The organism is Neisseria mucosa (assembly GCF_003044445.1).
Classification (GTDB): domain Bacteria; phylum Pseudomonadota; class Gammaproteobacteria; order Burkholderiales; family Neisseriaceae; genus Neisseria; species Neisseria mucosa_A.
On the sequence record NZ_POWX01000008.1, the window covers coordinates 1 to 19636 of the forward strand.

Sequence of the window (19636 nt, forward strand, 5' to 3'; positions counted from 1 at the left end):
TTATGGGGCGTCCGGGGAGGATTAAGGGGGTATTTGGGTAAAATTAGGCGCAATTAGGGGCGAAAACAGCCGAAAACCTGTGTTTGGGTTCCGGCTGTCGGGGGAAGGGCTTTTTTGCAAAGGTCTCAGACCGTCCTGGCTGTATTCGCGGGTGGTTTTAGCTTAGATTGTTACGAAATAAATATTTCAGACGACCTCGAAAAAGGATTGAGGTCGTCTGAAAAGTAGAACTGCGTGCGTATCGCGCACACCTTACATCGGGATTGGAGGTTTTATGCGGGCTAAGATTTGCTAAGTTACTTTATTATTAAGCTGTGTTTTGATGAAATCAAAAATTTTCCTGTCGCTAGTATGATTCAAGTCTAAGAATGATAAATATTGGCAGTTACCATTTGGACAGGGTAAAATTAAGAATTCATAAGAGATATCTTCTATATCTGTTACTGTTAAATTACGAAATTGAAAGTTAGTTGTTACTACATTTAACATTTCGTCATTTTTAATTGATTCCAATTCCAAAAGAGTATCAAATTCATCTTCTAAAATATCAGAGTTCTCCCCAATAAGAACTATCCAGAATAAAGGGTATTGTTTAATTAATTTAAATAAATCATTATAATTTATTGTTTTCAGATAGTTTTGACTGATTAAAGCCACTACAGGTTTATCTTTTTCTATTTTAATTTTACTTAAATCCGAATCAAGATTTATATTTATATAATTAATCATTTTAGATAATCCTTTTTAATGTTAGTTAATATTTTTTGTAAATATCATCAATGTTTTTCTGAAATGCTTTAATTTCTCTTTCTAGGTGTCTTATTCTACTCTCTTGTTGAGCTTTAATCACTTCTTTAGGTAATTTTTCCATTCCTGGTCTGACTGTGGGGTTATTTTTGAATTCTTCAATTTTCTTTTTATGATTCTTAATTTGTTTTTTGTATGAGCGAATTGATCGTTTATCAGAAATAGAAAGATTTTTATCCTTATCATCATCGTCATCAGGTGGCATAGGTGCACCTGCTCCCGCACCCGCTATACTATTATCCGCACGAGTACATTTTCCACATCCTTTTTTACCAGCTTTACTTTGTGCTATGGCAGGTGGTACGGGTTTGGCAATAGCTTGCGTTTTAGTTTGTGATTGAGACTGTACGGCCTGAATAGCTTTACTGCCAGCATATCCAACTGCTGCTGCTGAACCTACAAATAAAAGGCCTTTTATAATTGCACCAGCTTCTATTATCAGAGGGATCGCAAAAGCAAAAAGCCCTAGAGGATCAATCCAGTTTTGCACATTAGAGGCAAAACTGTATAGATTTGTTCCGCCCTCTAACCTAATTGGATCCTGTCTAATAAATCGCCCGCACACCGGCTCATAATACCTGAAGAAGTTGTAATGCAGCCCTGTCTCACGGTCGGCATATTGGTTTTGCAGGCGGAACGGTTGGTGCGCCGTTCCCGTTACCTTGGTTTCCTCTTTCAGACGACCCCAGCCGGTGTAGTTGCCGAACCACAAGAGGTTACCGTCTTTATCGGTCATTTCTCTTGGGATGCCGATCTGGTCGCAGTGGAAGTAGTTTGTTTCTTGTTGGTTTTCTCCTGCTTCGGTTGTCCAATCGCGGACTTGCGCCAGCGGTTCGTAAGAATCCGGGTCGGCGTAGATATAAGTATACCTGCCATCCAAGTGGATTTCCTGCAGCAAATGGCTGCCGTCCCAAACGAAGCGGGTTTGGTTTTCGAAGTCGTTCCCGCTTAAATCATGCGGGAATGACGTTTCTGAAACTTCTCCGTCTTTCAGACGACCTTTGCCTATCCTTCTGCCCAAGGCGTCGTAGGTGTACGCCCAAGTTTCTTTCGTGCCGTCTTTTTTGAAGATTTCGGCCTTAACCAGTTGGTCGTGCAGGTCGTAGAAATAGTTCTGCACTTCGCCGTCGGCCAGCTCGCGGTGGATCAGGTTGCCGAGCTCGTCGTAGTAATAGGTCGTGCCGTTGTAGGTTTTCAGGCGGTTGTCGGGGACGGCATTGAGGTCGTCTGAAAGGATATTGTGCGCAGGATCGAAGGCGAACCGTTCGTTACCGGCTTGGGTAATCCTGCCCAGTCTGTCGTACTCGAAATGCGTCGTTCCCGTCCGCTGGTCGGTGCTGTGGGTCAGGTTGCCGGTGCGGTCGTAGCCGTAGCTGCGTTTGACCGCGGTTTGGCCATAACCCGTCGCGACTTTGGTTTTGCCTTTGCCGCCTTCGGTCAGGTCCTTGAGGGTGGCGATTTGTTTTTTCAGACGACCTAATGGGTCGAGTTCGTAACGGCTGGCGAGTTTACCCTGTGTGCGGAAGATTTCGCGGTGCAGCTGATCGCGTTCGATGTCGGTGATGACTTCGTCGTCGAGGCTGATTTGGTGCAGGTGGCCGCTGCCGTAATACAGGTAGTTGATCTGTCTGCCGTCGGGCAGGACGGTGGCGGTACGGTTGCCGTTGAAGTCGTAGTGGTAGCGGACGGTTTCGGTAACGGGCAGGTACAGCATATCGTACTGCGCATCACGCCAGTCGGTGTCGGGCAAACCGTTTCGGGCGTTTTCTTCTTTGGACGGCACCTTCCATTGGTGCTGGGCGATAAGCTGGCCGTTTTCGTTGTAGTCGAAGCAGGAACGGAATATGTATAGGGAAAGGTTGTCTGAAAATTTTCAGGCGACCTTACTGGAACATTGGGTCTCAACCCACCATAGGACGACTATTTGAATTCCTGTTTAATCAGAATTAATATTAAACGTCTAATCAAATTTATTTATCAAATGCAGTTGGATCAAAAACAGAGATATATTTTATATTCATTTTGATAGCTTCTTCGAACGGAGGATCATCTTCAGAAACTTCCAGTGCAATTCCTTCAATAATTTTTGAAAAAAAAGCTTCTTCACATTCATCATAATAGAAACCTAAATTAGAATTTAAGATATCATTAATAGGCATTCCTATTTTAATAGTTCTAAATTTGCCTTGATATCCTTCTAATGCAGAAATTTTATAAATTTCTCCTGAAGTAATATCTACGTTAATTTCAATTGGTATATCAGTAAATATATATCTGCATGAATAAATATTAGTTTGAAAAAATTTTAATTTTCCATTTAAATTATATTCATTAATGATACTAGAGTAATTTTTAATATTGTCTTTTAATCTGATTCCCCCTAAACTCTTCGCGGGGATAATTTCATCATAAATATTCATTATCAACCTTTCATATTATTCTGCAGGAAATCTTTGCGTTCCACCTTTACCAGAAGATACTTTCCAATAAGGTGCTCCCTCATAATGTCTAGGGCTCCCTGGGTGGTATTGAATGTAACGATCAGTAAATTCATTACCCCGTGAGTTTAATTCTCTTAATGTAAATCCTTTATTGTCTCCACGAGTTTTACGCATTACGTCTTGCTTCCATCCTTTTGGAGTGCCTCCAATTTCTTTTAAAAATGTTTCTGGAGTATGCCCTTTTAAAATATTAGGATTTTCCATTACCTCATCAATATTTTTAATTGGTCCCTTACCTTTTTTTAGTGTTTTTTTGGCTTTTTCACCGCATTTTCCAATGCACTGCTTAACAGCTTTTCCTCCTTTTGCAATGAGTTTACCTATTCCTAAAATAATAATTCCACCAATACGAATTACTAGTCCCCAAAATAATCCATACGGATCAATCCATCCCTGTGCATTGGGTGTTGATCCATATAAATTATCTCCCCCGCCTAGTCCAATTGGATCCTGATTGATGAATCTTCCGCAGTCAGGCTCATAATACCTGAAGAAGTTGTAATGCAGCCCAGTTTCAAGGTCGCAATACTGGTTCTGCAATCGGAAGGGTTGGTGCGCCGTTTCCGTTACGTTCGTTTCGCTCTTCAGTTTACCCCAACCGTAATAATCCCCAAACCAAACCAGATTACCTTCGCTATTGGTCATCTCTCTCGGGATGCCGATTTGGTCGCAGTGGAAGTAGTTGATTTCCTGTTTGCTTTCGCCGTCTTCGGTTGTCCAATCGCGGACTTGCGCCAGCGGTTCGTAAGAATCCGGGTCGGCGTAGATATAAGTATACCTGCCATCCAAGTGGATTTCCTGCAGCAAATGGCTGCCGTCCCAAACGAAGCGGGTTTGGTTTTCGAAGTCGTTCCCGCTTAAATCATGCGGGAATGACGTTTCTGAAACTTCTCCGTCTTTCAGACGACCTTTGCCTATCCTTCTGCCCAAGGCGTCGTAGGTGTACGCCCAAGTTTCTTTCGTGCCGTCTTTTTTGAAGATTTCGGCCTTAACCAGTTGGTCGTGCAGGTCGTAGAAATAGTTCTGCACTTCGCCGTCGGCCAGCTCGCGGTGGATCAGGTTGCCGAGCTCGTCGTAGTAATAGGTCGTGCCGTTGTAGGTTTTCAGGCGGTTGTCGGGGACGGCATTGAGGTCGTCTGAAAGGATATTGTGCGCAGGATCGAAGGCGAACCGTTCGTTACCGGCTTGGGTAATCCTGCCCAGTCTGTCGTACTCGAAATGCGTCGTTCCCGTCCGCTGGTCGGTACTGTGGGTCAGGTTGCCGGTGCGGTCGTAGCCGTAGCTGCGTTTGACGGCGGTTTGGCCATAGCCCGCCGCTACTTTGGTTTTGCCTTTGCCGCCTTCTGTCAATTCGTTGAGGGTGGCGATTTGTTTTTTCAGACGACCTAAGGGGTCGAGTTCGTAACGGCTGGCGAGTTTACCCTGTGTGCGGTAGATTTCGCGGTGCAGCTGATCGCGTTCGATGTCGGTGATGACTTCGTCGTCGAGGCTGATTTGGTGCAGGTGGCCGCTGCCGTAATACAGATAGTTGATCTGTCTGCCGTCGGGCAGGACGGTGGCGGTACGGTTGCCGTTGAAGTCGTAGTGGTAGCGGACGGTTTCGGTAACGGGCAGGTACAACATGTCGTACTGCGCATCGCGCCAGTCGGTTTCGGGCAAACCGTTTCGGGCGTTCTCTTCTTTGCTCGGCACCTTCCATTGGTGCCGGGCGATGAGTTGGTTGTTTTCGTTATAGTCGAAGCAGGTGATGCTGTGGCGGTTGGCGGCGCGGACGAGGTTGCCGTTCGGGTCGTATCGGTAAGCGGTTTCCTGAACTTGGTCGTTATCTCGGGCAAGGGTGTGGATTAAGCGTCCCAATATATCGCGTTTGAACTCGGTAACCCGCAGCGGGTTTTGGCGGTCGAGGTCGTCTGAAAGCGGGACAGCGTCTTTTTTGGGGATAGGTTGTCCGCCCAGCTGCGCCATCAGTTTGGCGGCGAGGGAGGCGTCGTCGCCAAACTCGCGCTGCTCGACCAGTTCGTTGCCGGCGTTGTAGCGGTAGCCGGTCAGCTTATGGTCGAAACCGCTTTCGGCAATCAGGCGGTCGAGGACGTCGTACGCAAAGCGGTAGCGCGCACCGTTTTCATTGGTGAGGCCGACCAGGCGGCGGGCTTTGTCGTAATGGTAGCCGAAGGTATGCCCCAGCGCATTGGTGCGTCGGGTCGGCAGACCGTCTTGGCCGTATTCGTAGGAAGTGGTATGGCCTTCGCCGTCGGTATGGGTTTTCAGACGACCTGCGGCATCGTAGCCGAAGGTTTCTTTGCTGCCGTCGGGATAGAGGGCGAGGGTGAGGTTTTGGTCGGCGTCGTAATGGTATTCGGTGTGCTGTCCCAGCGCGTCGGTAATCCGCGCCAGCTGTCCTTCGGGGGTGTAGGCCAGACGGGTTTCGTAACCGGAGCAGTCGGTAATGAGGTCGGGCTGGCGGTTTTCATTATAGTGATAGGCGGTGCTGCTGCCGTTCGGATCGGTTACCGACAGCAGCAGACCGTTGTCGGCGTATTCGAAACGGGTGGTATGTTTCAGCGGGTCGGTATGGGTCAGCAGGTTGCCCGCTTCGTCGTAGGTATAACCGTCATAACGGCCTTCCGCATCGCTTTTACGGATCAGACGGTAGCAGTCGTCATAGTCGAAATGCAGGATGGCGCCGTCGGGGCGGACGATGGTTTCAACCTGTCCCTCGTTGCTGTACTGATAGCGGGTAACGCGCCCCATCGCATCGGTATGGCTGAGCAGACGGCCCAAACCGTCGCGTTCCATCAATACGGCGCTGCCGTCGGCAAACACCCGTTTGGTCAACTCGTTGTTGTAATCGTAATGATATTGCTCGGTACGGCCCAACACGTCGGTGACTTCGGTATAACCGTCGTGATAGGTAAAGCGCCATTCCTCGCCCAAGGAAGTCCGGTTACGCAACACCTTGCCGGTCGGGGTGTAATGGTCGTATTCGTATTCCGATACCAATCCTGCCGCATCCGTGTGCGACACCATCAGATTGTTTTTATAGCCGAAACTGCGTTTGACCTTGCCGTCGCGGCCGATAACGCGCAGTAGGTCGCCGCTGCTGTTGTATTCGTAGCGGACCAGCGGACGGCCGACCCGGACCGCTTCGCCGAAGACCGGCAAACCCTCCAACAGCGACACCGACAGCAGCCGCATTTTAGGCGACTGCCCGTCCGCCACATTGCCGAAGTTCAGCGAGAACACCCGGCCGTTGCCGTCGATGACATATTGCGGCAGACCGGTCAGCGGATGATAGACGAAACGCTGATGGTTGCCGTTGGCGTCTTCTACCGCCACCAGCGGGAAGAGGGTGGAGTCTTCGTCCGAACCGTCTTCCGCCACCACCAAAGGCGCAAAACGCAGCGCTATCGAACCGTCCAGCGAAGCAATGACATAATGCCCGTCCGGATTCTTACTGAACCAAATCTGTTCGCTTTCGAACAATACCGGTTCTTCATCATCTTCATCGACTTCCGGCAGCGGGAACAAACGCCCCTGATCGTCGATATAGGCCAATCCCGCCGCATCGCGGATAATGCGTTGGCAACCCGGCACGCTCCAGCCCTCGCCGAGCCAACCGGTACCGTCTTGGTCGGAATAATAGCTGCGGCTCCAAACCAGCGGCAGGATGCCTTCAAAAGCAAAGTCGGTTTCATTCTCCAAAAACTTCAGCCCGTGTATCGGATTCACCGGGCGGCCGGCAGCGGCGGCGGCTTTGCAGGAAATACAGGGTTTGGGCGGCAGTTTCTTCTTGAACTTGTTGTTCATGTGGAACATATCGCCGGCGCGAATAATGTAGCGCTTGCGGATTTTAACCGAAGAGGAGTGCATCATCGGCCAGGCGGGTTTGGTGGCGGTACGCGACAACACCCCTTTGCGGCCGGGCACGGCGGGTTCGTCGCCGGTGGTGCGGTTGGTTTTACTGGCATTGAAGACGAAGGCAGGCTTGCGGTTGAGGCGGACGTCTGTGGCGACGGTTTGGGCACCACCCAAGTCGGCAAAGAGGGGGAAGGGGATGGGCGGTGCGACCGGTGGAGCAGGAGGGGGCGGCCAGCAGAAATCGGGGACGGTAAAGACGACCCTGAAGTCACTGCTTTTACGGGCGATTTTATTGAATGCCATGGCGGCTTGCTCCTGTTGGGGATGGGGTCGTCTGAAAAGCGGAACCCGTGTGTGTGCGTACCGCACGCACCCTACGTCGGGATTGGAGGTTTCATGGGGACTACGGCTTCCTTATATTCTAAAAAGCATCAAAACTTGTAATTACATCATTGGCTATACTATTTTTTCTGATATTTAGAAGAGGTTCTTCATTTTAAGAATGGTATTGAGTATAAAATTTTAATAACTCTTGTTATCGAAAGGAGCACAATCTTATATCTTAAATGAAATTATGAAAATTGTTTTGTACATGGGGTTTATTAAAGATATTGCTTATTTGCGTTTTTTCCTTTTGAAATTGTTTAACAGTTTTACTATCATCTCTTTATTTTCACTCGATGAGTTAGTTGCAACTCTAACGGCATTTTCTCCAAATTCATTTTGTATATTTTTATCAGATCCATTGTCAAGGAGTAATCTTACCATTTCTATATTTCCAAACATGCATGCATAATGTAGTGGTGTATATCCTAAGTCACCCTTAAGATCGATCAATGCTCCATTTTGAAGAAATATAAGAGCATCATTTAAAGAATTATTTCTGGCTGCAATATGTAAAACTGTATCATCCATGCCTCCTACTTGATTGATATCTTCAATAGCATCACCCAAAAAATCAGGATGCGTTTCATATTTTTTTAAAATATTTGTTAGTTCTTTTTTCATTAATAACACCTATAACTTTAATCATGAATTTATAAATTGAATATTCTAGATTTTATTTATTACTAGTGACGCAATTTTTCTTATGCTCTTCTTTTAGATTATTTAATCTGTTTTTACGTTCCTGTATTTTTTGAGCATGTCTACCTGGTAACCATTTTTTATCCCATTCTTCATATAGCTCAATACATTTTTTCGCATGTTCAATTTGCCTATGCAAAGTTGCACATTTATTATCTCCAGGTTGTGGGGGAGTATCGCAAAAATTCTTTGCTATCTCATATTCACGTTGCCTTTCTTCTGCTTGTGATTTTGAATTTGCTTGTAATTTCGAGTATACCCATATCCCTGCATCAGTTACGACTGCTAAAGCCAGTGCAATTCCCCAGCCTGCCCATTTTTGAGGGACCGCATCCGTTGGCTCCACTATCGTGAGGTCTACACCTAATCCAGATAATACTGCACCTGTTGCACTCAATCCAAATAAATCAAACCATGTTTGAGTATTAGGCGCAAATTGATAGAAGTTACTACCTCCCATCAATCCAATCGGATCTTGGTTGATAAATCTTCCACATTCCGGCTCGTAATATCTGAAGAAGTTGTAATGCAGCCCCGTTTCTTCATCGCAATACTGGTTCTGTAAACGGAACGGCTGGTATGCGCCATCCGTTACCTTGGTTTCCTCTTTCAGGCGACCCCAGCCGTAATAATCCCCAAACCACAATAAATTGCCATCCTTATCGGTCATCTCTCTCGGGATGCCGATTTGGTCGCAGTGGAAGTAGTGGGTTTGTTGTTGATTTTCGCCGTCTTCGGTTGTCCAATCGCGGACTTGCGCTAAAGGTTCGTAGGAGTCTTGGTCGGTGTAGATATAGGTATATCTGCCGTCCGGGTGGATTTCCTGCAAGAGATGGCTGCCGTCCCAAACGAAGCGGGTTTCGTCTTCTAGGCTGCCGTCTGTTTTCAGGCGACCTTTGCCTATCCTTCTGCCCAAGGCGTCGTAGCTGTACGCCCAAGTCTCTTTCGTGCCGTCTTTTTTGAAGATTTCGACTTTAACCAGTTGGTCGTGCAGGTCGTAGAAATAGTTCTGTACTTCGCCGTCGGCCAGTTCGCGGTGGATGAGATTGCCGAGGTCGTCGTAGTAATAGGTCGTGCCGTTGTAGGTTTTCAGGCGGTTGTCGGGGATGGTAGGGCTATTGTTATCAGACAGGATATTATGCGCAGGGTCGAAGGCAAACCGTTCGTTGCCCGCTTTGGTGATTCGACCGAGTTTGTCGTACTCGAAATGCGTCGTGCCCGTCCGCTGGTCGGTGCTGTGGGTCAGGTTGCCGGTGCGGTCGTAGCCGTAGCTGCGTTTGACGGCGGTTTGGCCATAGCCCGCCGCTACTTTGGTTTTGCCTTTGCCGCCTTCTGTCAATTCGTTGAGGGTGGCGATTTGTTTTTTCAGACGACCTAAGGGGTCGAGTTCGTAACGGCTGGCGAGTTTACCCTGTGTGCGGTAGATTTCGCGGTGCAGCTGATCGCGTTCGATGTCGGTGATGACTTCGTCGTCGAGGCTGATTTGGTGCAGGTGGCCGCTGCCGTAATACAGATAGTTGATCTGTCTGCCGTCGGGCAGGACGGTGGCGGTACGGTTGCCGTTGAAGTCGTAGTGGTAGCGGACGGTTTCGGTAACGGGCAGGTACAACATGTCGTACTGCGCATCGCGCCAGTCGGTTTCGGGCAAACCGTTTCGGGCGTTCTCTTCTTTGCTCGGCACCTTCCATTGGTGCCGGGCGATGAGTTGGTTGTTTTCGTTATAGTCGAAGCAGGTGATGCTGTGGCGGTTGGCGGCGCGGACGAGGTTGCCGTTCGGGTCGTATCGGTAAGCGGTTTCCTGAACTTGGTCGTTATCTCGGGCAAGGGTGTGGATTAAGCGTCCCAATATATCGCGTTTGAACTCGGTAACCCGCAGCGGGTTTTGGCGGTCGAGGTCGTCTGAAAGCGGGACAGCGTCTTTTTTGGGGATAGGTTGTCCGCCCAGCTGCGCCATCAGTTTGGCGGCGAGGGAGGCGTCGTCGCCAAACTCGCGCTGCTCGACCAGTTCGTTGCCGGCGTTGTAGCGGTAGCCGGTCAGCTTATGGTCGAAACCGCTTTCGGCAATCAGGCGGTCGAGGACGTCGTACGCAAAGCGGTAGCGCGCACCGTTTTCATTGGTGAGGCCGACCAGGCGGCGGGCTTTGTCGTAATGGTAGCCGAAGGTATGCCCCAGCGCATTGGTGCGTCGGGTCGGCAGACCGTCTTGGCCGTATTCGTAGGAAGTGGTATGGCCTTCGCCGTCGGTATGGGTTTTCAGACGACCTGCGGCATCGTAGCCGAAGGTTTCTTTGCTGCCGTCGGGATAGAGGGCGAGGGTGAGGTTTTGGTCGGCGTCGTAATGGTATTCGGTGTGCTGTCCCAGCGCGTCGGTAATCCGCGCCAGCTGTCCTTCGGGGGTGTAGGCCAGACGGGTTTCGTAACCGGAGCAGTCGGTAATGAGGTCGGGCTGGCGGTTTTCATTATAGTGATAGGCGGTGCTGCTGCCGTTCGGATCGGTTACCGACAGCAGCAGACCGTTGTCGGCGTATTCGAAACGGGTGGTATGTTTCAGCGGGTCGGTATGGGTCAGCAGGTTGCCCGCTTCGTCGTAGGTATAACCGTCATAACGGCCTTCCGCATCGCTTTTACGGATCAGACGGTAGCAGTCGTCATAGTCGAAATGCAGGATGGCGCCGTCGGGGCGGACGATGGTTTCAACCTGTCCCTCGTTGCTGTACTGATAGCGGGTAACGCGCCCCATCGCATCGGTATGGCTGAGCAGACGGCCCAAACCGTCGCGTTCCATCAATACGGCGCTGCCGTCGGCAAACACCCGTTTGGTCAACTCGTTGTTGTAATCGTAATGATATTGCTCGGTACGGCCCAACACGTCGGTGACTTCGGTATAACCGTCGTGATAGGTAAAGCGCCATTCCTCGCCCAAGGAAGTCCGGTTACGCAACACCTTGCCGGTCGGGGTGTAATGGTCGTATTCGTATTCCGATACCAATCCTGCCGCATCCGTGTGCGACACCATCAGATTGTTTTTATAGCCGAAACTGCGTTTGACCTTGCCGTCGCGGCCGATAACGCGCAGTAGGTCGCCGCTGCTGTTGTATTCGTAGCGGACCAGCGGACGGCCGACCCGGACCGCTTCGCCGAAGACCGGCAAACCCTCCAACAGCGACACCGACAGCAGCCGCATTTTAGGCGACTGCCCGTCCGCCACATTGCCGAAGTTCAGCGAGAACACCCGGCCGTTGCCGTCGATGACATATTGCGGCAGACCGGTCAGCGGATGATAGACGAAACGCTGATGGTTGCCGTTGGCGTCTTCTACCGCCACCAGCGGGAAGAGGGTGGAGTCTTCGTCCGAACCGTCTTCCGCCACCACCAAAGGCGCAAAACGCAGCGCTATCGAACCGTCCAGCGAAGCAATGACATAATGCCCGTCCGGATTCTTACTGAACCAAATCTGTTCGCTTTCGAACAATACCGGTTCTTCATCATCTTCATCGACTTCCGGCAGCGGGAACAAACGCCCCTGATCGTCGATATAGGCCAATCCCGCCGCATCGCGGATAATGCGTTGGCAACCCGGCACGCTCCAGCCCTCGCCGAGCCAACCGGTACCGTCTTGGTCGGAATAATAGCTGCGGCTCCAAACCAGCGGCAGGATGCCTTCAAAAGCAAAGTCGGTTTCATTCTCCAAAAACTTCAGCCCGTGTATCGGATTCACCGGGCGGCCGGCAGCGGCGGCGGCTTTGCAGGAAATACAGGGTTTGGGCGGCAGTTTCTTCTTGAACTTGTTGTTCATGTGGAACATATCGCCGGCGCGAATAATGTAGCGCTTGCGGATTTTAACCGAAGAGGAGTGCATCATCGGCCAGGCGGGTTTGGTGGCGGTACGCGACAACACCCCTTTGCGGCCGGGCACGGCGGGTTCGTCGCCGGTGGTGCGGTTGGTTTTACTGGCATTGAAGACGAAGGCAGGCTTGCGGTTGAGGCGGACGTCTGTGGCGACGGTTTGGGCACCACCCAAGTCGGCAAAGAGGGGGAAGGGGATGGGCGGTGCGACCGGTGGAGCAGGAGGGGGCGGCCAGCAGAAATCGGGGACGGTAAAGACGACCCTGAAGTCACTGCTTTTACGGGCGATTTTATTGAATGCCATGGCGGCTTGCTCCTGTTGGGATGGGGTCGTCTGAAAGATGGATGAGTGAGGGTTTAGGGTTTCAGACGACCTATGCGTGGTTTATACGTGTGCTGCCAAAGATGGCGGGATTGGGATAAATTCATCCTGAGAATCCCGACAGGCTTGAGCGGCCGCGATTTGGTCTGCCCGTTCATGTCGGGCGATGAATCTGAGCTGGCATGCCGCAATTTCCAGTTCCTCCGGAAAAGATGTGCGGTAGCTGCAATCAATGCGGCGTTGTTCTACATCGACGAGGATAGTGTCCAATACCATGTCTTTACACAATGACGAGTTGGTTGCCGTATGGGCGTGGACGAACACGGTTTCTACCGGCAAATCAACGGTAAAGCGTTGGTTGGGCGCTTGGAAGGAATGCACCATGCCGGTAAAGGTCAGTTCGTAAATATGGTTGGGTTTCAGATGTGGAAGTTGCAATGAGGGATGGGCGCCGTTCCAATAAGCCATAGAAAAATCTTCAGGCAGTAGCGGGGCGCGGTTGGCTATCCATTGCGCATCGGCAGTACCGGTATGTTGGGCACGCAGTGCAAAATAACGGGGCATAAAGCCGAAGCCTTCGGGCGCAGCCTTATCGGACGGATCGCGCACGGGGTGTGCAGGGTCGTAGATTTGATGTGCTTTCAGCGTCCGCTTAAACCCGTTTTTTTTGAGTTCGGCTTTCGGATAGTAGCCGATACCGATGGCGTTCTGCTGATAGCCTGTGTGATCGTCTTCGACTGCGCTGCCGCCAAAGGCAAACTCATAGCGGATAGGCAGCGAAAGGATAGGGTCGGGTTCGCTCAAAGACCACCCGGTCACCTCCCGCACCCAGTAACGCTCTCCTGTAAGTGCCAGGCTTTTTTGGTAATCGCCGATGCTTACGGATACGGTAAATTGCCGAGAGGGAATATCGTCGGCTGCATAGGCGGTGGCATTGACAACCAAGTCGGTTTTGGGCTTGTAGAGGCTGAAGTCGCTTTCAAACTGAGTCGAGGTTTGTGAAGGATCGCCGTAATAGGTATCGGCAAACGTAAGTGGCGTTTGCTTACGGGCAAACGCAAGCTCCGTTTTTCCTGTTTCCGGGTCAATTTCAAACTCGTAGCTGACTTTGGCGACTATTACATCATAAGCCCGATCTGTTTGGTCGATGTTTTTAAACTGCTGCGTATGAAAGCAGGTAAAGTTCTGCAACTCGAACATGGCGCATCTTCTCTAGTTGATGTCGACTTTTTTGCCGTCGATATCCACTACTTTGGTGCCGACGATCTTGATTGATTTGCTGACGATGCTGATTTTGTTTTTATCAATCAGAATCATAGAACTGCCGACTTGTATGGTAATTTTCTTGCCTGCGGACAGGGTGATGTTTCTACCGGCGTTGAGACCGATGTTCATACCGGCGTTGAGACCCATCACCAAGCCGACGCTATGCATTTCTGCGCCGACGACATTGGTCATCCAGCCTGCACCGACGTTCAGCATATAGCCGGCACCGATGTTGGTCATCTGACCGATGCCGACATTGTTCATACCGTTCAGGCTGACGGTTTCCTGTTTGTTGCCGCCGATACTGCTGACTTCGTTGGCAACAACAGTCTTGTTGCGGTTGGCACCGACGGTCAGCGCTTGGTTTTTGCCGACAGCAACGTTCTGATCTTGTCCGACAGTCAACGCTTGGCTCTGACCTATGCCTACTTTTTCATTCAAGCCAACAGAACGGCTGCGGTTTTTACCCACATTGACGCTTTGGTCTTTACCTACGCTGGTACTTTGGTTGTCACCAACACTAATACTTTGGTTTTGGGTAATGCTGGAGGTCTCGTTTTGACCCACCGATTTGGTACGGTTTTGGGTAATTGAAGCCGTTTCGTTTTTTTGGACGGTTTTGGCCCGATCGCCCACTACTGTTACGGTTTCATTGTTCCCGATTGTGGTGGTACGGTCGTTGTTAACGTTGCGGGTTTCGTTATTTTTAACCAGCGAGGTCAGGTCTTTTTGCGCTTGGAAATTGACCATCTCGGAACCGGCAGTATCGTTGAACATCAGTTCATTGAAGTTGGCAAGTGGAGAGTTGAAGCTCTTACTTTTGATACCTGACTGCTTGGCCGCAGCAGGAAAGCCCCATGGTGGTGACATTGCGCTGTTGTACAGGCGACCCAATACAATCGGTCGGTCGGCATCGCCGTTGATGAAGTCAACCAATACTTCTTCACCGATACGCGGGGTGTTGATAGAACCATATCCCGCGCCGGCAGAACCTTGTGTTACGCGAACCCAGTTGGAGCTGTTTTCATCCATTTTGCCGTAGCGGTCCCAATGGAACTGGACTTTAATATCGCCATACTCGTTGGTATAAACCTCTTCTCCGGCAGGACCTGTTACTGTCGCCGCTTGTGTGCCTAAAACTTTGGGTTTTGGCGTTTTAAGGGGAGGGCGGTATGGGTAGGATTTGGGCAATACGCGGAATGAAATTCTGAATTTGCCGATACGATCGCCGGTAGTATAGCCGGCTTCTTCAAAATCATAGTCTGCTTTCAGAATGGTGTATTCGGTATTGGATGACGAGTGCGGGTGCTTACTCAGTGTAAATGTATAACCCGGAGCCACTGTCAATGCAGTGCCTGAACCGGTAATGATCTTGGTTTGGCTTTTCAGATCTTCACTGCGTACCTGACTGTAATTTTGCGCTTCCGAAACATCGCTAAAGCCGGTATAAAAATCATAATGTTCCATAGGAACAGAACTGAAATCGTGAACCGAATCGGAGGACTTCATCGGAACTTTAGCGTTTTTATAATTGTATTCCTGAGTCACGAACTGGCTGGATTTCAAGGCATCCCGTTCTTCCCATACGTCGATATAGGCGATGTTGGGTGCTCCGGGTGCAGTATTTTTGGAATGGTAAGGAATGTTAGGAGAAGAGATGGCTTCCAGAATACTGACATCATCAGCAATAACCAGCTCGTGCGAACCGTTGCTGTGGGTAAAGTAATAGTAGATGCCTTCCTGTTCAAATAGGCGGCTCAGGAAGTCAAAACTGTTTTCCTGATATTGGACACAAAAGCCCCTTGTACGATAGCTTTTTTGGCATTTTACTTGGAAAGGGAATCCGAACGGGGACAAAACTTCATTGGTAATATCCAGAACAGACTTATCGACAAATACCCTGCTATCGGTGTTCTGCGTGAGGTACCACATAAACGGACGGGCTGTGCAGGTATAGGCATGATAGTCTTCTTCATCTTCATCTTCGCCGATATAGCCGAAGTCAGTCACCAAACCGTTCAAATAGCGCGGACTGCCTGCTTCTGTATCAATTTCCAATGTTATAGGCTGACCGATAATATCTTTGCCTTGTAAATTGGAATCTTTGGAAACTAAAGTGATATTAAACTCAAAAAGGTTTGAAACAAATTCGGTTCCAAGCATTTTTTTGAATAATAGTTGTGATCCCAAAGGTGTATGAGCAACGACTGTTCTATTCATTTCGGGAAATTCCTTGTTTACATTAAAAACCAATTTCGCTTCAGTGTCAGATTTTCTATTTTTCAATCACACACAGGACTGTGGCAGAAACTTGTTGGAATATGTGATTTCAGACGACCTGCTTACATTCGTACTACGACCTTCAAACGCACTGAAAATTCCTTAATTTATTTAAATTAAAGGGGTTGAAGGCTGTAGAAGTAGTAAATTCAAGCACAACGTTTTTGCCTTGGATGTTGTATTCGACAACGGTAGTGTTTCCTGTTTGACGAATGATTTTTCCTTTTTCAATCAGACGGAATATCGACCATGGTCCGGTTGAGCTGATACCCGCACTATTGATTTGCGGAGAGGAAACATCGATTTTTGCCAAGGCATTTTCTTCTTTTGAAGGCCAGGTAAAGGTTGCAGGATTGACTGGGCCATGACTGTATACATAGCTTTTCCCTGCATAAGAAACATTCACACTTTCCAGGCTGGAATCAAGGAGCAAGACCTTGACTGTAAAGTCAAAAGTAGGCGTTTCAGATCCTTTGTCGAAATATCCTTGTCGGATTGTTGCAATGTCGTTCAGTTTGGAAAAACGGTCTTTAAATGCGCTGTTTTTGGCCGTTAATGTTTCCAGTTTCTCTGAACGCGCCAATACGGCGGCCTCCCCTGACAAATTGGTAAACTTGCTGTACATGCCGTTTGGACCAAATATATTGCTGAAGCTTTCCAAGGCAACATTGGTCTCAGAACCTCTATCAAAAGGGTAGCCCTGTTGATGTATTTCTTGGCAACTGTTTGTTACGGTTGCCAACTGTTTTTCCAAGGTGGACATAAGTTTTTCATCGACAATCTTGTCGGTGTTTTTCAAAATAATCTCAGAAAAACTGTCTAACATTGGGCGGAAGGGCATAGGAAGCCGGTTTACTTCAGCTTTGTATTTCACAAACGGATCATCAGGAGGTAAATCTACGCCTTTTTCAACTGCAACATTAACGGCAACCAAATAAACGTACAGATCATTAATGGCTTCAGTAACGCTGTTAATAGCCGGAGGTTGATCGTTTGTGGTTTCAGTTAAGCTATGGAAATCTGCAAAAGCATCATCAACAGGAGTGGCCAGTTTCAAAGCAGCCAATTCATTTTTCACATTGGCCTCTCCTTCAGCGTCTAAAAGCTTTGACAGACCTGCTCTATTTAACCAGTCGGCAATTTTACTGTCTGCTTTATCGGTTATCTTTTTATCAATGGTGAGCGTCGTGTTGTCACTGATACCTTTGATAATGTTAACCAAGGGTGAATTTTTCTCTGACAAAAGCTTGGCAATCTGAATACTTTCTCGAGATGATTTAGGTACAACCAATGACAAATCAGACAAATAGTTATTCCATGCCTTGATGTAATTGCTGAAATAAAGCTTTTGAGCATCAGAAAGAACAGTAGCTTTACTTTGGCTTTGTGAGGCATAGCTACCCAATACCCAGTTGTCTTCATTAAAAAATTGTTCTGCCGATTTAACCATAGCAGGTAATACTTTGGTAATGTAGGCTTCTTTGGTATAAATGAAGTTAATAGGCTCTTTTAAAGCTCTACCAGTTTTACGACGGAATAATAAGTGGCTTTGCACGCCGCCCATACTTGAAAGAGAAACAGGTGTGATTCCTTCTTTGCCTGAGAGAGTAACAGTATTGATGGTATCCTCCAGCACCATAGTTGCAATATCTCTTTGGGCAATTTCTTGTCTACGACGTTCAACCAATGCTTCATCATAGGGTACGCTAGGAGTAATGCTTTGCTTGGAAAGAATCTGGTTTAAAGCTTTTTCAACAGATTTTTTCTGTTGGTCGCTCATGCCTGAAGATTCTGCTTTAGACAAATTAGTCATCAGCCAGTTTTGCATAAAAGCGGCATCAAAATGGTCTTTGTCATACATCATCAGATAAGCTTTTAAAGCATTGTAGCCATTAACTCCGTCTGAGCCGCTGGTTGTACGCAGAAGTTCATCTAATTTAAAGCTAATCAAAGGCATCACGTTGTCTTGCAGGATTCTGCGGTAGGCAGATTCCCCTACATCTTCCATTTGCCCGCCTTGGTAAAGACCCATACGATAGCTGAGGGGAGGGGAAGACAGATCAGGAATCTCTTTGCTGCTGGTCGTATCTTTGACATTTTCTGCAAATGTTACCGCTTTAAGCAGATCGGGTGCTTCAGTGTATTGCTTGGCCTCTTGACCCAGTTTGGTTGCTTTATCGCCAACCTGATCAAGATATGAGCGATTATTTGAGTAACTGTTTAGCATCATGGCTAAGCAAGCAGCAACTATGGTGACAATGGCTCCAATGCCTAACCAATAGAGCATTTGTTTTTTGACAAACCAAGATTTATTTTCTCCAGCCAAGTTTGCTTCGCTAAGGATAACGTCAGAAAACAGTCTGTTCAGGAAAAAGCTTCGCTCGTTGTTTTGAGTTTTGGTTCGGTCTGAATCCAAGTATTTTTTCGATAATTGGAAATCATTTTGCAAGCTATCCAAGATAGGATTGAAATGTTGTCCCGTTTGGGTGCCGCTTGAAAAATAAACACCTCTCCAGGAAATAGGTTGTTCAAATTTTGAAGATTTAGATAGCTCTTTAAATAGAGAAAGTACCGCCTGATTAAGACGTTCAAATTCTTCAGGAAAAGCAAAAGCTGCGGCTTTATCTTCAGAAGATTCCAATTGGTGAATAGTGCCCAGCATAGAGGAGCGCAATTTATCCACAACTTCTGATAAAGCGTTGGAAGCAGTGGCAATAGGAGTTTCCATTCCTTCCGTATCAGAAAGAGAAATTCCCAGATATTGATTTCTTTGTTCTTCAGTCAGATGATCAAAGAATTTGTCAAAACCATGCAGTAAATCCAGTTTAGTTATCATGAGATAAACGGGGAAATGTATACCTAATTTAGTATGCATCTCATGGATTCTTTTGCGAAGCTCTGCAGAAATTTCGGGAATATTGGTTTTACCTCCTAAAAGATCATCTACTCCTACGGTAACCAATACACCGTTGATAGGTTGTTTGGGGCGGTAACGCTTCAACAGAGAGACAAATTCTTCCCAGTCGCTGGAGTCTTTATTACTGTGGTTGTCATGTAAAGACAATCTGCCCGCAGTATCGAGAAGTACAATTTCATCCGATAAAAACCAATCGCAATCACGCGTTCCTGCCAAGCCACTTACAGATGTTCCTAAAGTGCTTTCTAGGGGGAAGTTGAGACCGGAACGTTTTAACGCTGTTGTTTTACCGGAGCCGGCAGCACCTAAAACAACATACCACGGCATTTGATAAAGATACTGACCTTCTTCCAATCTCGCCAATAAACTATTTTTAGATTTGGAGAATTTAGCGTTTTTCAGTACTTTATCCATTTCAGCAAACTGACGGCTCATTGAGCTAACATCACTTGCATTTTTTAAGATAGGTTCTTGCGCTGCGCGAATTTCCTTCAGTAAGGCAGCGTTGCGGCGTGACTCACGATATTGGCGAAATATAGCTTTAGCCAACCAAATGCCGACAATGGCGACACACACAGCAAGGCGAATGACCTTACTTTCTAAGGGACGAATTTCACCTATGGAAATCAGTGGGCCGATAAACCATACCAATATAATCAGACCGGCGATACCCAACATTACCCATAAAGAACGGGAGCCTAGAAAATAAAGAATTTTTTTCATATTTGTTTTTCCGTATCAATCCAATTTCAG

Annotated in this window: 8 protein-coding genes and 1 pseudogene; all 9 read right to left on the minus strand. The window is 48.0% G+C overall.

What is annotated here, in order from left to right; translation table 11 throughout:
* Positions 1 to 291 precede the first annotated feature (291 nt).
* Entirely contained in the window at positions 292 to 729 is a 438-nt protein-coding gene (locus DBY90_RS06050) for a hypothetical protein (RefSeq protein WP_003744786.1), read from the minus strand.
* Between the two features lie 25 nt (positions 730 to 754).
* Positions 755 to 2644: pseudogene (locus DBY90_RS06055) on the minus strand (RHS repeat-associated core domain-containing protein); the annotation flags it as partial.
* A gap of 133 nt (positions 2645 to 2777) precedes the next feature.
* On the minus strand, positions 2778 to 3227 hold the full coding sequence (locus DBY90_RS06060; RefSeq protein ID WP_049228197.1) for a hypothetical protein: 450 nt from the start codon (positions 3225 to 3227) through the stop codon (positions 2778 to 2780).
* Positions 3228 to 3242: 15 nt separating this feature from the next.
* Entirely contained in the window at positions 3243 to 7469 is a 4227-nt protein-coding gene (locus DBY90_RS13320) for a DUF6531 domain-containing protein (protein WP_107986739.1), read from the minus strand.
* A 312-nt stretch (positions 7470 to 7781) separates the two neighbouring features.
* Positions 7782 to 8174 (minus strand): ankyrin repeat domain-containing protein, encoded by a 393-nt coding sequence (locus DBY90_RS06070; RefSeq protein ID WP_003744794.1) that lies wholly within the window; start codon positions 8172 to 8174, stop codon positions 7782 to 7784.
* Positions 8175 to 8226: 52 nt separating this feature from the next.
* Entirely contained in the window at positions 8227 to 12402 is a 4176-nt protein-coding gene (locus tag DBY90_RS06075; RefSeq protein ID WP_107986741.1) for a DUF6531 domain-containing protein, read from the minus strand.
* 81 nt (positions 12403 to 12483) lie between these two features.
* Complete coding sequence (locus DBY90_RS06080; protein WP_070490959.1) at positions 12484 to 13620, minus strand: DUF2169 family type VI secretion system accessory protein; 1137 nt, start codon at positions 13618 to 13620, stop codon at positions 12484 to 12486.
* A gap of 12 nt (positions 13621 to 13632) precedes the next feature.
* Positions 13633 to 15906, minus strand: coding sequence for a type VI secretion system Vgr family protein (locus DBY90_RS06085; RefSeq protein WP_070490957.1), 2274 nt, complete (start codon positions 15904 to 15906; stop codon positions 13633 to 13635).
* Positions 15907 to 16048: 142 nt separating this feature from the next.
* Positions 16049 to 19606 (minus strand): type VI secretion system membrane subunit TssM, encoded by a 3558-nt coding sequence (gene tssM, locus DBY90_RS06090; RefSeq protein ID WP_070490955.1) that lies wholly within the window; start codon positions 19604 to 19606, stop codon positions 16049 to 16051.
* Between the last annotated feature and the right edge of the window lie 30 nt (positions 19607 to 19636).